Annotated in this window: 15 protein-coding genes; 6 read left to right on the top strand and 9 right to left on the bottom strand. The window is 32.4% G+C overall.

The window, feature by feature from the left end; genetic code table 11:
• Positions 1–10 precede the first annotated feature (10 nt).
• From HW119_RS01980 to HW119_RS01965, 4 genes are read right to left on the bottom strand one after another with little or no spacing between them, the layout of a single operon-like run.
• Positions 11–1,048 carry a hemin-degrading factor gene (locus HW119_RS01980; protein WP_177761022.1) on the bottom strand — a complete coding sequence of 346 codons (1,038 nt, stop codon included), beginning with the start codon at positions 1,046–1,048 and terminating at the stop codon, positions 11–13.
• 11 nt (positions 1,049–1,059) lie between these two features.
• The gene (locus HW119_RS01975; RefSeq protein WP_177761021.1) at positions 1,060–1,833 is read right to left on the bottom strand and encodes a heme ABC transporter ATP-binding protein; all 774 of its coding nucleotides are present in this window, start codon (positions 1,831–1,833) and stop codon (positions 1,060–1,062) included.
• A complete protein-coding gene (locus tag HW119_RS01970) occupies positions 1,833–2,858 on the bottom strand; it encodes a FecCD family ABC transporter permease (RefSeq protein WP_410503982.1) in 1,026 nt (341 codons plus the stop codon). The genes HW119_RS01975 and HW119_RS01970 overlap by 1 nt, the downstream gene beginning before the upstream one ends.
• A complete protein-coding gene (locus HW119_RS01965; RefSeq protein WP_177761019.1) occupies positions 2,855–3,721 on the bottom strand; it encodes a hemin ABC transporter substrate-binding protein in 867 nt (288 codons plus the stop codon). The genes HW119_RS01970 and HW119_RS01965 overlap by 4 nt, the downstream gene beginning before the upstream one ends.
• Positions 3,722–3,859: 138 nt before the next feature.
• Here HW119_RS01965 and HW119_RS01960 point away from each other — a divergent pair, with 138 nt between their 5' ends.
• Positions 3,860–5,980 carry a TonB-dependent receptor plug domain-containing protein gene (locus HW119_RS01960; protein WP_177761018.1) on the top strand — a complete coding sequence of 707 codons (2,121 nt, stop codon included), beginning with the start codon at positions 3,860–3,862 and terminating at the stop codon, positions 5,978–5,980.
• A 1-nt stretch (position 5,981) separates the two neighbouring features.
• Positions 5,982–7,091 carry an HmuY family protein gene (locus tag HW119_RS01955; protein WP_177761017.1) on the top strand — a complete coding sequence of 370 codons (1,110 nt, stop codon included), beginning with the start codon at positions 5,982–5,984 and terminating at the stop codon, positions 7,089–7,091.
• Between the two features lie 111 nt (positions 7,092–7,202).
• On the opposite strand, the gene HW119_RS01950 is transcribed toward HW119_RS01955, so the two are convergent.
• Genes HW119_RS01950 through udk form a run of 5 tightly spaced genes read right to left on the bottom strand, consistent with a single transcriptional unit; the run spans position 7,203 to position 12,238 of the window.
• Positions 7,203–7,715: a hypothetical protein gene (locus tag HW119_RS01950; RefSeq protein WP_177761016.1), complete on the bottom strand. Its 513-nt coding sequence runs from the start codon at positions 7,713–7,715 to the stop codon at positions 7,203–7,205.
• 48 nt (positions 7,716–7,763) lie between these two features.
• Positions 7,764–9,887: a methylmalonyl-CoA mutase gene (gene scpA, locus HW119_RS01945; RefSeq protein WP_410503969.1), complete on the bottom strand. Its 2,124-nt coding sequence runs from the start codon at positions 9,885–9,887 to the stop codon at positions 7,764–7,766.
• 6 nt (positions 9,888–9,893) lie between these two features.
• Entirely contained in the window at positions 9,894–11,270 is a 1,377-nt protein-coding gene (locus HW119_RS01940; RefSeq protein WP_177761015.1) for a methylmalonyl-CoA mutase subunit beta, read from the bottom strand.
• A 5-nt stretch (positions 11,271–11,275) separates the two neighbouring features.
• Positions 11,276–11,620, bottom strand: a complete 345-nt coding sequence (locus tag HW119_RS01935) for an FtsB family cell division protein (protein ID WP_177761014.1) — start codon at positions 11,618–11,620, stop codon at positions 11,276–11,278.
• 9 nt (positions 11,621–11,629) lie between these two features.
• Entirely contained in the window at positions 11,630–12,238 is a 609-nt protein-coding gene (gene udk, locus HW119_RS01930) for a uridine kinase (RefSeq protein ID WP_177766495.1), read from the bottom strand.
• Positions 12,239–12,456: 218 nt separating this feature from the next.
• Between udk and HW119_RS01925 the strand changes: the two genes are divergently transcribed.
• From HW119_RS01925 to HW119_RS01910, 4 genes are all read left to right on the top strand, one after another.
• Positions 12,457–12,798, top strand: coding sequence for a hypothetical protein (locus tag HW119_RS01925; protein ID WP_177761013.1), 342 nt, complete (start codon positions 12,457–12,459; stop codon positions 12,796–12,798).
• Positions 12,799–12,923: 125 nt separating this feature from the next.
• Complete coding sequence (locus HW119_RS01920; RefSeq protein ID WP_177761012.1) at positions 12,924–13,739, top strand: MbnP family protein; 816 nt, start codon at positions 12,924–12,926, stop codon at positions 13,737–13,739.
• Between the two features lie 15 nt (positions 13,740–13,754).
• Positions 13,755–14,801 (top strand): cytochrome-c peroxidase, encoded by a 1,047-nt coding sequence (locus HW119_RS01915; RefSeq protein ID WP_177761011.1) that lies wholly within the window; start codon positions 13,755–13,757, stop codon positions 14,799–14,801.
• Position 14,802: 1 nt separating this feature from the next.
• Positions 14,803–15,714 carry a transporter gene (locus HW119_RS01910; RefSeq protein WP_177761010.1) on the top strand — a complete coding sequence of 304 codons (912 nt, stop codon included), beginning with the start codon at positions 14,803–14,805 and terminating at the stop codon, positions 15,712–15,714.
• Positions 15,715–15,736: the final 22 nt, after the last annotated feature.

Genomic DNA, 15,736 nt, shown 5'->3' with positions numbered 1-15,736 from the left:
TGTCAAAATATTAAGCTAATTTTTCAACTGTTTCTCTCCAAATTTCCAATTCAGGAATCCCAGGTTTACGTTTTCCGAAAAATTGAACAATAATATCACCAGCTTCGTTAAATACTTCAATAGCTGTAACTACACCATCTTCGGTAGGTTTACGAACCACCCAAGTTTGCGTAATTTTACTCATATCTAAATGCATATTAAAATCTGGGTCCATAATGTTGTACCAGTTTTCGTGCCACATGGTTTTGCGAATTGGTCCGGTGTGAATTTGAATATTTCCTTTGTTTCCTGTAAAAACCATAATCGGAGTTTTCTCTTTGGCTGCCGTTTCTAACATGGTTACAATGCCATCTTTAGAAATTTCTTGAGCATGATATGTTGACGGAGCTAAGCGTAAAGCTTGTGTTCTCGTAACTCCAAATTTACGTAACATCGAAAAGAAATCGTGTGTATCTTTTAAGTCTAACCACGCTTGCTGAAATCCTTTTACATCAATTTCGATATCCGGTTTTTCTTCAGTAGTATTTACGTAAGCTTCCGTTGTTTCTGACGGTTCTTGGTTTTCACTTTTGAATTTATTTACTAAAACCTCAAAAGCAGCCTCATTACTATCTGGCGTTAAAAATATTTTGTGAATAGCTTCTCCGTCTTTTCCAAAGAATTGTAAACTTTTCGAAATTCCACGAGCATTTTCTTCAGCTACAGCAAAAGCTTTTTTCCAATGCATCAAGAAAATTCTCAAATCGATATCTTCACCAACAAATAAACTTGCGTGAGGCGAAGAAAAATCACCATTTAAATACGTTCCTTTACGTTCATGAACGCATTCGTTGTTGCGAGTTAAAGCCATAACTTTTCCTAACGATTCAATTTCAGCCAAAATATCTTTAAAATTTGGTTCTAAACGCGTAACGCCATCGCCAATTTTAGTTGCTAAAAGTTCCATTTCGCTAACGCCTAATTTTTCTGCTGCATTACGAATTCTTAAATGAGGTTGAGAAGCTTTTAAAGTTTCCCATTGTGTTTTTAAATCTTGAGTTGCATTCATATTTTTAATTTTTATCCGAATAAAATAATCGGTTGTTCTGTTATTGGATGTTTTGTTAATGTGCAAGGATATTGATACACATTAGCTATTCGTTCTTGGGTTAATACGTTTTCTGGCTTATCAAAAATCTCAATTTTTCCATTGTTCATCAACAACAATCGGTCTGCAAATTGGGCAGCGATGTTTAAATCGTGTAAAACAACTAAAGCTGCATTATTTTTATTTGTAAATTCTTTTATTAAATGTAAGGTTTTAAACTGATGCGAAACATCTAAATTATTCAAAGGTTCATCTAATAAAACCAACTTTTGTTCGATATCGTTTTCAAGTTGCGCAAATATTCGGGCAATATGCAAACGTTGTTTTTCTCCGCCAGATAAATGTTCGTAATCGCGATCCGTTAAATGATTGGTTTGTGTTTTTTGCATCCATAAATTTACAATTTCCCAATCTGATTTTTCTGGTTCGTTTGTAAAATACGGATAACGTCCCATTAAAACAATTTCGTCAATCTTTAATTGAATTTCTGACGATTGATGTTGCGAAAATTTAGCTCTGTGTTGCGGTAATTTTTTTTTACAGTATGATGAAATTGCTTCATTTTTGAATTGATAACTTGCTGCTTCGTAATTTAATTCGTTTGCAATGCTACTTAATAAAGTTGATTTTCCTGCTCCGTTTGGACCAACAATCGCAATTAATTCGCCTGATTTTATATCTAAATCAATGTTTTGAAGTAACCAACGTTGTTTTGCTTTATATTGAAGTTGATGAATTTGTAACATTACATTTTTCTTTTGTAGTTGATTAAAATCGATATAAAAACTGGCGCGCCCATCAATGCTGTTAATATTCCGATTGGTAATTCGGCAGGAGACACAATGATTCTGCTAATGGTGTCGGCAATTAATAAAACAACTGCTCCTAAAATCATAGATAAAGGCAATAAAATATTGTAATTTGATTTAAAAATAAATCGTAAAATATATGGAATTACCAAACCAATAAAAGCAATTGTTCCATTGAATGCGACAATACTACCAACCATAAAAGCAACAATCACAATAATTTGACGTTTGTTTTTTTCAATATCAAAACCTAAATGAGCTGCTTCTTTTTCGCCAAGCATTAAAGCATTTAATGTTTTTCCTTTTTTAAGTAGAATCAAACTTCCGATGGTTACAAAAATCCCAACAATACAAACTTTCCACCAATTCGCTCCAGCTAAACTACCTAACGACCAAAAAGTTAAATTTCTCAATTCTTCTTCGGTAGATAAATAAGTTAAAAAACCGGTTACAGCTCCAGTTAATGCCGTAATTGCAACACCAGAAAGCAATAGAATTAAAATATTTGTTTTACCGTTTGTAGTTGCCATTCTGTAAACAAAAATCATGGTAAGTAATGAACCTATAAAAGCCATAATACTTAAAAGTGCATATCTGAAAAATGGTGGTAAATGATGCATAAATGCAGAACCTAAAACTATGGTAACTGCTGCAAAAAGTACGGCTCCAGAAGTGATTCCGATTAAATCAGGAGAAGCTAACGGATTTTTGAAAAGTCCTTGTAAACTTGTTCCGCAAATGGCTAAACCTGCACCCGTAAAGATTGCCATTAATATTCTTGGAATTCGTAATTCAATTAAAACGTACGAATCAGACGAATGTTCTTGCGTTTGAAAATAAGTGCTTAAGATTCCTGGAACTGAATCCGAAAAATCATAAGCACCCAAATATAAAGCACTAATAATCGCGATTACAAGTAATCCTAGAAAGCCATATTTGTAAACCGCAATTTTGCTCATTATTTATTTAATTTAGTATTTAATTCTACAACAGCTTCTCCTAAACGAGGTCCAAATCCTGATAATAATTGTCCATCCATAGTGATGATTTTATTATTTTTTGCTGCATTTGTAGCCGCAATTCCTTCTACTTTTAACAATCCTTCTGCGCCACCTAAACTTTGTAAACCACTATCAAACATTAAAATTACATCGGGATTATTTGTTAGTAAAGCTTCTGGAGTTAACGGTTTAAAATCTGTTAAAGTAGCCGCTGCATTTTCTGCACCAGCTAATTCAATCATATTATGTAAAGGCGTTTCTTTACCTGCAACCATTAAGTTTCCTGCTCCACGCGCATAAATGAATAATACTTTAGGTTTCTTTTCAAACGGTTTTACAGCTTTTAATTGATTATCGATATTGTGAATTAAAGGCTGATAATCTTGTTTGTTTAATTGATTTGCTACTTCAGTAATTAATTTTTTAGTTCCATCAACTGAGTATTCTTGGTCAATTACAACCAATTCTACACCAGCTTTTTTTAATTGTTCATTCAACGTTGGATTGATATCTTTTGAAGTTGCAAAAACAACAGTAGGTTTTAAACTTAAAATGCTTTCTGCCGTTATGCTTCTTACGTGACCTAAATCAGTTGTTTTCGATTTTAAATCTTCAGGATAAGTTGAGGTAACATCAACTCCTACAATTTGGTCCGTTGCTCCAAGAGCAGCTAAAGTTTCTGTAACAGCTCCGTTTAACGAAACCATTTTCTGATTTTGTTCTTTTTGATTTTCAACTACATCTGTTGTTGTGTTTGTAGTTTCTTTTTTGTTGCAAGCCATTAATGCTACTGCAACTGCCAATACGGTGATGTATTTTTTCATAATACTTATTTAATCTGATTAAGAATAATTAACAGCACAAAACTAAAATAATTTTTTAAAAAATAAAATTTATTTAGAATAAATAAAAATAAGATATTACATTTGTCATGTTGAAATTATTTAGAATCAATCAAAATAATGAAAAATAAATACATCATATTATCATTCTTAACTTTTAGTGCTTTGATTACTAATGCACAAACTGACACTTTGAGATTTGCGAAAAGTGAAACTTTGTCTGAATTAGTTATTTATTCAGATGCAGATTCACAGTCTATAAAAAACTCGGTAAATAATGTCAAAGTAATTAGCTCTGAGGATATCAAAAATTTAGGAGCCGTTAATCTGGGTGATGTATTAAATCAATATATGAATATTAATGTTAATCCAAGTAGTAGCTCTGGAAAATCTAAAATCTCAATGTTTGGTTTAGATGCGAGTTATTTTAAAATTCTTATCGACAACATCCCTGCGGTGAGTGAAGAAGGTTTTGGTAATAACATTGATTTATCTCAAATCAATATAAACGATATTGAACGTATCGAAATTGTCGAAGGCTCGATGGGAGTTACTCATGGTGCAAATGCTGTAAGTGGAATTTTAAATATCATTACCAAGAAAAATATTCAAACTAAATGGGATATTTCTGCTGGTGTTCAAGAAGAAACAATTGGAAAAGAATACAAACCTTTTTCTGAAGGAAGACACATTCAAATGCTGAATGTAAAGCACAAAATTAATGACCATTGGTTTGTTGGTGTTTCTGGATTGAAGAACGATTTTCAAGGATTTAAAGGAGATTTACTAGGTGAAAATCATAACATAAATAATGGTAAACGCGGATATAAATGGCTTCCTAAAGACCAAATCCAAACCAATGCAGTAATCAATTATAATAAAAATAATTTTAGGATTTTTTATCGATTTGAATATTTGAACGACCAAGTTAAATTTTTTGATTCAGCGGTAGATTCTGGTTATAATGAAAATATTGGTGAATATAAATACGGAAATGATGAACGTTATTTCACGAATCGTTTTGCACAACATTTAAATGCTATTGGGAGTTTTTCGAACGGAATGAATTATAATATTTCACTTTCTAATCAATCGCAAAAAAGAGAAATCGAAACTTTTAGGAATAACATCACGCATCATTCAGAAACCAATAATAACAGATATAAAGACCAATCGATGGATGTTTGGTATTCTATCGGGACGTTAACTAATCTTTTTAAATCGAATATTTTTAATCCAACAATTGAATATGAATGGACAAATAATAAAGGTTTTTCTATAGTTGATGAAGAAGGTAGTGGTACCAAATCAGTGAGTAAAAATATTGACAATCTTGATTTTTATGCCTCATCTGATGTAAAAATAAATTCTAAATTTACTTTTAAACCTGGCTTTAGATATTCATTTCAATCTTTGTTTGATAATCAAAACGCCTATTCATTAGGATTACTTTATAAAATTTCGGATGGTTTAGAATCGAGGACTTCTTTTGGGAAATCTTACAGAACGCCAAATTTTAATGAACTTTATAGTAAAATGGTTTTTGATGGGCACTATTTTGTAGGCAACGAAAATTTAATTCCAGAACGCAGTTCATCTTTACAAACGAGTTTAAAGAAGACAACATATTTTAAATCTTCAGATATGGCTTTAAGTAATCAAATTCAATTTGGATTTATCGAAATTAAAGATCGTATTACAAGTGCATTGACTCGTTTTGAAGGCGCAACTCCAAAATATGAATACATCAACATCAGTAAATATAAAAATTTCAATATAGTAACTTCGAATAATTTCCAATGGGATAACTTCAATTTTAATTTAGGAGGTTCGTTTTCTTGGCTTTCTCAAAAGATAGATAATCTTGAATATTCTACTTCGGATAAATTTTTATTTACCTATTCATTACAAGCAAATGCTTCGTATTTTTTGGAAAATCCTCAGTTAACTTTTGCTGTTTATTATAAATACATATCCAAATCCCCTCAATGGATTGTTGGCTCAAACGAATATGTTTTATCAAGTTTAGATGCTTACAATTGGTTAGATATTTCGGTACGAAAAACTTTCTTTGACAAGCAATTAGAAGCAACTATTGGAGCTCGTAATCTTTTTAATGTTGGAAGTTTAAATCAAACTCGTGTTAATGAAGGTGCCGGACACACAGTTGATTCACAAGTAATGATGGCTTACGGAACCAGTTATTTTTTAAAACTAACATATAATCTAAAAATCAAATAAAATGAAAAAAGTAGTTTACTTATTAGCAATGATTTCTTTTGTTGCGACTTCTTGTTCATCAGACGATTCATCATCAAATACAGATGAACCTATCATCAAAGAGCCTGTAACATCCGCTACAATGGTACCAAATGTTGGAGGACCAAACGAGCCAAATCAAGTTTTTGTTGATTTAAGTGAAAATACACAAACTGGAGTTCAAAGAGATACTTGGGATTTAGGTTTTTCAACAGGAAATGATTTTAATGTTGTCATAAACGGTTCAGTGAAAATGGCTGTTATGCAATTAAATACTACAAATATTGATGAAGTTCAGGTTGAAGATCCAACGGTTGCTGTTGGTTATACAACATTAGCAACTGCGGGTTATGTTGATAATCCAACCGGTATTTTAACAGGATCAGCTTCAGGTGAAGGAACAGCTATAAAAGCAATTTCTGCTACAGATGCAGATAATAAGGTTTACCTTGTAAATATGGGATTCGAAGTTGGAACATCAACTCCAGATACAGGTTCTGTTGCTTTAGATGGTAATGCTCGTGGATGGAAAAAAATAAGAATTACTAGAAGCGGAAGTGATTATAAAGTTCAATATGCCGATTTAAATGCTACAACGCACCAAACCGTAACCATTTCAAAAGATGCAAGTTATAATTTTGTGTATTTGAATTTAAAAAATGGTCAAAAAGCAAGTGTTCAACCTAAAAAATCAAATTGGGATTTATCATTTACTGGTTTTACAAACTACTACGGACAACCTGGAAGTCAAATCACATATTACTTTGCAGATTTTATCACTTCGAATATGATGGGCGGAACAAAAGTTTATTTAGTTGAGTCATCAGCTGAAACTTTAGATTCTGATTACGCTGCTTTTTCAATTACAAGTGTTGATGAATCAAAATTTGCTACATCTACTTCTGATCAACGTGTGATTGGAGATACGTGGAGAAATGGTGGAGGTCCATCTTCTAGTCCAAGTATCAAAGACGACCGTTTCTATGTTATAAAAGATGCACAAAACAATGTTTACAAATTACGCTTCTTAGCATTGACAAACGATGCTGGATTACGTGGTTATCCAGTATTTAAATTTGAATTAGTAAAGTAGTCTAAATATAAATAGATTGGTTATTTTTTGTTTGTTGAAAAGGTGTTCTATGGAGCACCTTTTTTTATTAGAAATAAATTTTATTTTCTTTTAGGAAAATAGTTGAGGTGATTAACTTTTCTTATAATTCATTAACCAGTTTTTTAATAGCAAAACCGCATTTTTTGCGTTTTCTTCACTAAAAATTAAGGGTAATCTTTCAATTCGATTGTTCTCGTATATTATTTCGATTTCATATTTATTTTTGTGAGAAACCCGAAAGGAATCGATATATAAAAAGGAAATAGTGAAATATTTTGGTTTTACATAAATTGATTCTATAACTTCAATCAATAAAGTTCTTGATCTACCACTGTATTTGGGAATATGTAAATACGAAAATCCATTTTCGACTAATTTCAAATAATAAACCTTGTTGAAATTAAGTAATGTTTTTACGAATGAATACATTAAATATCCCCATAATATCAACAATACGATACTGAAAAATAGTAAATATTTTTGAACCGCTAAACCAAAATATAAAGTAGCAGCACAAGATAGACTAATGACTATAATAAAAATGAATAATGTAAGAAGCGTAATGATTTTTTTATGAAGTTCAATCTTGAATATTTTTTCCATTTTTTATTAAAGATAAAAAAAGTCCTGAAAAAAATCAGGACTTTTCGTTTATTCATTATCAGATAAAACATTTAAAATGGTAATGGCAGCATCTGCGATTTTGGTACCAGGACCGAAAACGGCAACTGCTCCAGCATCGAATAAATATTGGTAATCTTGTGCAGGAATAACGCCTCCAACAATAACCATAATATCTTCACGACCGTATTTCTTTAATTCTTCAATTACTTGCGGAACTAAAGTTTTGTGTCCTGCAGCTAAAGAAGAAACTCCTAAAACATGTACATCGTTTTCAACGGCTTGTTTTGCAGCTTCGGCAGGCGTTTGGAATAAAGGTCCCATGTCCACATCGAAACCAACATCGGCATAACCTGTAGCAACTACTTTTGCACCTCGGTCGTGACCGTCTTGTCCCATTTTCGCAATCATAATACGTGGGCGACGGCCTTCTTGTTTTGCAAATGCATCAGCTAATTGTTTTGCTTTTTCAAAACTTTCATTTGTTTTCATCTCTTTATTATAAACACCACTAATGGTTCTGATTTGTGCTTTGTAACGTCCAAAAACTTCTTCTAAAGCATCAGAAATTTCTCCTAAAGTCGCTCTAGCTTCTGCAGCTTCAACAGCTAAAGCTAATAAGTTTCCTTCACCAGTTTTTGCAGTTTCAGTTAAAGCAGCTAAACAAGCTTGTACTTTTGCGTTATCACGAGTTGCTTTAATAGAATTTAAACGTTCTATTTGTTGTTGACGTACCACTTGGTTATCAACTTCTAAAATTTGTAACGGATCTTCTTTTTCTAAACGGTATTGGTTTACACCAACAATAATATCCTGACCAGAGTCGATACGCGCTTGTTTACGAGCAGACGCTTCTTCGATACGCATTTTCGGAATTCCCGCTTCAATCGCTTTAGTCATTCCTCCGTATGATTCAACTTCCTCGATTAACTTCCAAGCTTTATCAGCGATTTCAGAAGTTAAGCTTTCTACATAATAACTTCCTGCCCAAGGATCAACCGTTTTACAAATCTTAGTTTCTTCTTGTAAGTAGATTTGTGTGTTACGCGCAATACGTGCCGAGAAATCTGTAGGTAAAGCAATCGCTTCGTCTAATGCATTGGTATGTAACGATTGTGTTCCACCAAATGCTGCTGCTGCAGCTTCGATAGCTGTACGAGCTACGTTATTAAATGGGTCTTGCTCAGTCAAACTCCAACCTGAAGTTTGACAGTGCGTACGTAAGGCTAACGATTTTTCTGATTCTGGATTGAATTGTTTTAATAACTTTGCCCAAATCATACGAGCCGCACGCATTTTTGCAATTTCCATAAAATGATTCATACCAATTGCCCAGAAGAACGAAAGGCGAGGAGCGAAGTCATCGATTTTCATACCTGCAGCTAAACCAGTACGAATGTATTCTAAACCATCTGCCAAAGTATAAGCTAACTCAATATCTGCAGTTGCTCCAGCTTCTTGCATGTGATATCCTGAGATTGAAATCGAGTTGAATTTTGGCATTTTCTTACTCGTATAATCAAAGATATCCGCGATGATTTTCATGGAAGGAGTAGGTGGATAAATATACGTATTACGCACCATGAACTCTTTTAAAATATCGTTTTGGATGGTTCCTGAAAGTAATTTTTCATCAACACCTTGCTCTTTTGCAGCTACAATATAGAAGGCTAAAATTGGAAGAACCGCTCCGTTCATTGTCATAGATACTGACATTTGATCTAAAGGAATTTGATCAAATAAGATTTTCATATCTTCAACAGAATCAATCGCAACACCAGCTTTACCAACATCACCAACTACGCGTTCGTGATCTGAATCGTATCCGCGGTGTGTAGCTAAGTCAAACGCAACTGAAAGTCCTTTTTGTCCAGCAGCTAAGTTTCTACGGTAAAAAGCGTTTGACTCTTCAGCTGTTGAAAACCCTGCGTATTGACGAATGGTCCAAGGTCTGCGAACGTACATCGTTGCATACGGGCCTCTTAAATTAGGAGCAAAACCAGCTCCGAAACCAATTTGTTCAGCGTTTTCAATATCCGCTAATTGGTAGGTTTTCTTAACCGAAATACCTTCAGCTGTTTCAAACATATTTTCGTTTGCAGCTTGGATATTTTTGTTTTTCGGTAATTGTATATTTTGAACGTTTTTTCTCATAATCAATTACGCGTTAGCGTTTTTTTCTTCTTCTAAACGTTGTTGCTCTAAAGTTTCAGCTAAACGTTTTTCGATGATTGGACTTATTAAGGTTTTACGAGGATTTTGTTTTACAAAAGGGAATAATTCTAAATCATGAGCCATTTTGTCTTGCGCGTTTGGATATTTGTTTGTTCCTAAAAGCACTTCTTTACCTTCGTCAAATAAAACTTGTTCTTTAGCCGCAGCTTCCGCAATTTTACGTTGGATAGTTCCTTCGATTAATTGCGTAATCAATCCACCATTTGCTTCAATGTCTTTAAATAAGGTCAAAGCTTTTTCTGCTAATTGTTGCGTTAAGTTTTCGATATAATACGTTCCGTCAGCCGGATTGTTTACTTTATCTAAATAACTTTCGTTCTTTAAAACCAATAATTGATTTCTTGAAATACGAGATCCAAATTCGTTAGATTTATGGAATAAAGCATCGTAATTTAAGTTTTCAACCGCATCAGCTCCACCTAAAATCGCACTCATACATTCGGTTGTTGTACGTAACATATTTACGTTGTAATCGTAAATGGTTTTGTTACGTTTTGTAGGAGTTGCTAAAATGTGTAAGGTAATATTTGGATTGTAAGCGTTTACTAAAGTTTCGAAAAGTAAGCGTAAAGCTCTCAGTTTAGCAATCTCAAAAAAGTAGTTTGTGCCAACGGCAATCTGAATGGTAATGGTTCCTTCAAAGTTTGGAACTCGATTTAAATATTCGTTGGTATGTGCTAAAGTGTAAGCTAATTGTTGTACCATATTTGCACCAGCGTTTTGATAAAGCTGTGCGTTTACGGTTACAAAATTGATGTTTTTACAAGTATTTACAATGTTGTTGTAAGCTTCAAAATCTGTATTTAAGTTGGTAAACCAGTTACCGTCTTTTCCTAATTGATGAATTGGGTCAACTAAAACAAAAATCTCAAAAGCTAATTTACCTGCTTCTGTATTTATCTTTTCAACAAAAGTTTTTGATAAAAAATTTAATTGAATATAAACCGAATTTACATCTGTTTTGATTTCGTTTAATAAAGAAGAAACATCAATATTTTCGTTATCTATGATAAAACGGATGCTTTCTGCACCACGGTTTAAAACATCATTTGCACGGTGAATTGACTTTTCAAGGTCGTGAACAAAAATTTCTTGAACAATTTTAAAGTTGCTTGCAGATGTTTCAACGGCATTTGTAACCGCATCTTCATCGGAATGATAAAAAGGTTTTACTTTAATTCCTTCTAAACTTTCCCAAATTAAGGTTTCGTTATAATCGGCGCCTTTTAATTCGTATTGAATTTGATTTTTCCACTGTTTCGAAGTGATTTTCTCAAATTCATTAAATAAATTATTAGTCATGTAATTTAATTTTTTGAATCAGATTCTGATGCGTTTTCATTTTCGATATCAATGATATAAATATCTTCATTTTCGCGCTTCATATAATATTTTTCGCGAGCGTATTTTTCCACTTCTTCCATTCGATGTAGCTTCTTAATGGTTTGCTCATCTTTTAGAATTTCATCTTTATAATAATCTCGGTTTTCTTCTAGCTTTTGAATTTCTTCATTTATTTTTAAATGGTCAAAAAAAGCATAGGTGTCGAAAAAAAATAACCATGTAACAAAGAAAACCGTAACCAGAACGAAACGATTGGTTATCCATTTTAAAAAAGGATATTTAGCTGTTATTTTGGTTATTATTTTCATTTGTACAAATTAAGAAATTTTTTCGTTGATTACAGTTCGAACAATATCAATTGCTACCGTGTTGTATGTATCATTCGGAATAATGATATCTGCATGTGCTTTTGTTGGTTCAATAAATTGCTCGTGCATTGGTTTTAATGTTGTTTGATAACGAGATAAAACTTCGTTCATATCTCTGCCTCGTTCTGCAATATCACGTTTCAAACGACGAATTAATCGCTCATCCGAATCGGCATGAACATATATTTTAATATCAAATAAATCACGTAACTCAGGATTTGTAAGAATCAAAATTCCTTCAACAATCATTACTTTTCTCGGATGCGTTAATACATAATCATCTGTTCTGTTGTGATGCACAAACGAATAAACCGGTTGGTTGATGTTTTTTCCTTCTTTTAGTTCTTTGATGTGCTGTGTTAAAAGTTCAAAATCTATCGCTCTTGGATGATCAAAGTTTATTAACGCTCTTTCTTCAAAACTTAAGTGGTCGTTTTGTTTATAATATGAATCTTGTGAGATAATACCTACTTCTGTTTCTGGTAATTCACTCATAATTTGATGAACTACAGTTGTTTTTCCACTTCCTGTACCTCCAGCAATTCCTATAACTAACATATTGATTTTATTTTCCACAAAAATAATAATTTTAAGCTTAATATATCATTTAATCAAATCAATTATAATTCATAAAGTTATGTTTTTATCTGATACTTTTAATCATTTGATAATGAATAAATTTTTTGTTTTTTTTATGCTTATTTCTAGGAAACTATTAACCTGTGGATTAATTTTGCAGCATGAAGAAATTAATGCTAATTTTCATAATGCTCTATATGTTTAAGCCCGTCTTTCCGTTGGCTTCTTACATTATTCAATATGATTATATTGTTAATGAGCTTTGTGTGAATCGTGACAAGCCCGATTTAAAATGTAACGGGAAATGTCATTTAATGAAAGAACTGGCTAAAGCTTCTTCAGAAAATCAAAAAGAAGGAAAAGATTATAAATTTCCTGTTTTTGAAAATGTAATTTTTTGTGAAGCGCTTTATGCTTTTGAACTTTCTAGCGGTTCAACAGTGATTGAAAGTGAACAAATTGTAACCTCAGAAGATTTGTACGTTTCAAGCTTTCATTCACTAATCTTTCAACCTCCCATTAATTATTTATTTTATTGAAAATCTCATTTTACATCAATCATTTGATGTGAAAGCAGTAAGTATGCTTAAGATTTTCTATTCTTTGTTAGTTGGATGACTTCCGACAAAACAACTATTGTTGATAAATAATTAATTAAAATCAAATGAAAAATATTTTTAAAATACTGTCAATTTTGATGGTAAGCTTACTTGTGACTTGTAATTCGAACGATGATTCGATTGCTACAAATGAAAAAGGAAATGTTCAATTGTTTTTTGACCACACTTTTAATGGTGATAAATTACTTTTGGAAACCTCGTTTTATACAAATTCGAATAACGAATCGCTTCAGATTTCTAGATTTAGTTACATCATAAGTAACATCCGATTGATCAATGATAAAGGTGAAACATTTACGTATCCTAAAAACGAATCGTATTTTATTATTGATTCTGGTGCCAATCAATTAACGATTGATTTAGAAAATGTGCCTGCCGCAAATTATACTTCTATAACTTTTGGAATTGGCGTTGACCAAGAAAAGTACCTAACTGGCGAAAACGATCAACAAGAATTTTGGGATTTAGCAGCGCAACATGAAATGACTTGGGCTTGGATTACAGGTTATAAGTTTATTAATATGGAAGGTGTTTTCCGATCAAATGAAGTCGAAGGAACTCCAAATTTTTCGGTTCATGTTGGTAGTCACGGAACTGCATTAGATAATTACAAAGAAATTACTTTATCGTTACCTAATTCGGCTCGTGTTCGCGAAAATATGAGACCAAGTATTCATTTTTTAGTTGATGCCAATAAGATTTTAGATGGTACAAATAAAATCAAATTATCAGAAAATCTGAATCCTGCTGGAACAACGGCTTCTATTATGGTGAATGCGAATTTGTCTCCAAAAATTCATCAAAATGCAACTGAAATGTTTACGGTAGATCACGTTCATAATTCGGGTGAATCTCATTAAAATTTCTTTTCGAAAATGAAAAAAATCTTTTTATTAATGAGCTTCGGATTGCTATTTTCATGTAATCCAAACGACTCTGATTATCAGGATATTGATGAGGTTAATGAAGCATATCAATTAACAATTCCTTCAAATTTTCCTGAATTGAAATATTTGTATTCGAATAATCCGTTAACAACAAAAGGAATTGAATTAGGACGAACTTTATTTTACGACGGAAGATTGTCGTCAAATAATCAAGTTTCTTGTGCGTTTTGTCACGAACAAGCTTCTGCATTTACGCATCACGGACATGATTTAAGTCACGGTGTTGACGATAAAATTGGTAAAAGAAATACGCCTGCTATTCAAAATCTAGCATTTGTTTCGGAATATTTTTATGATGGTGCTTCGAATAATTTAGAAATGGTTCCGATTGTTCCGATTCATAACGAATTGGAAATGAACGAAACCTTACCGTCCATCATATCAAAAATTGAAACGGATCCCAAATACATTCGTTTGTTTGAGTTGGCATTTCCAAATCAGAAAATATCGAGTCAAAACATGTTAAAAGCTTTGGCTCAGTTTATGACTGTGATGATTTCTGCAAATTCAAAATACGATAAATACATTCGAAATGAAGTTGGTGGAACATTAACTTCTGAAGAAAAAGCAGGATTGCAAATTTTTAGAAATAAATGTGCAAGTTGCCATATATCTGATTTGTTTACTGACAATTCATTTCGAAATAATGGATTACCTCCAAATCCGCTGTTGAATGATTTAGGTAGGGAAGAAGTTTCTGGCGATATTTCTGATCGATATAAATTCAAAGTGCCTAGTTTACGAAATGTTGCGTTAACGGCACCGTACATGCACGATGGAAGATTTGGATCGTTAGAATCTGTTTTGAATTTTTATTCAAACGGAATGATTGATTCTAAAACTTTGGATCCGATTTTAAAAAATCAAAATCAATTAGGAATTTCTTTGTCGTCAGAAGAAAAGCAACAGTTAATTGCCTTTTTAAAAACCTTGACAGACGATGATTTTATAACCAATTCTCAATTTAAAAATTAATATGAAAAAAATATATTTAATAGTGTTCCTTTTAATTGGAATGCCAATTTTTGCGCATCCTTTTTTTGATGAAGATTGCGATGCCTGTGGATGTTCAACAAGTGGCGGATCGCTTGGATTTAGTTCTTTGTTGAATAAGAATTTTGTAGGTATTCGTTATTTTTATCAGCAATATACAAGTAAAGATGGTTTATATAACGATTCGCCTTGGATTAAAGAGAATTTTAATACCGTTCAATTATGGACCAAGTTTTCAGTTTCTGACAAATTTCAGATTTCTGCAATTGTTCCATTTCAATTTCATAACAATGAAAAAACTTTAGGAGCCCAGTCCATTTCTGGTTTAGGAGATGTTTCTGTAGTCGGATTTTACACCTTGTTAAATAAGGTTTCTGAAAACGCGGTTTGGGCTCAAAATCTTGAAATTGGAACCGGCGTAAAAGCTCCAACCGGAAAATATAATTCGATGATGAACGGAACTGTGAATCCTAGTTTTCAAGTTGGAACGGGAAGTTGGGATGTTTTGTTACACGCAGAATATACTTTGATTCGTGAAAGTTTAGGTTGGAATTCATCGGTTTCTTATAATATAAAAACAGAAAATAAAGACCAATATCAGTTTGGAAATCAGTTTAATTATAATTCGGTTCTTTTTTATAATACCAAAATTGACGAAGTAGTTCTGGTTCCACAACTTGGAGTTTCAGGCGAAGTTTTTCAAACTAATAAACAATTCGACGAAGATTTAAAGGACACTAAAGGAGATGCGCTGTTTGGTAAAATTGGATTTGAAATTGGATTTAAAAAATTTGGTTTTGGTCTTAACGGAATGTTACCCATTTCTCAAAACTTAACTGGAGGTAAAGTAAAATCAGATTATCGATTTAGTTTGCATTTAAATTATAAGTTATAAAAATAAAAGCTTCAAGGAAACT

Source organism: Flavobacterium sp. I3-2 (genome assembly GCF_013389595.1).
GTDB lineage: Bacteria > Bacteroidota > Bacteroidia > Flavobacteriales > Flavobacteriaceae > Flavobacterium.
This window is presented reverse-complemented; position numbering and strand designations above follow the sequence as displayed.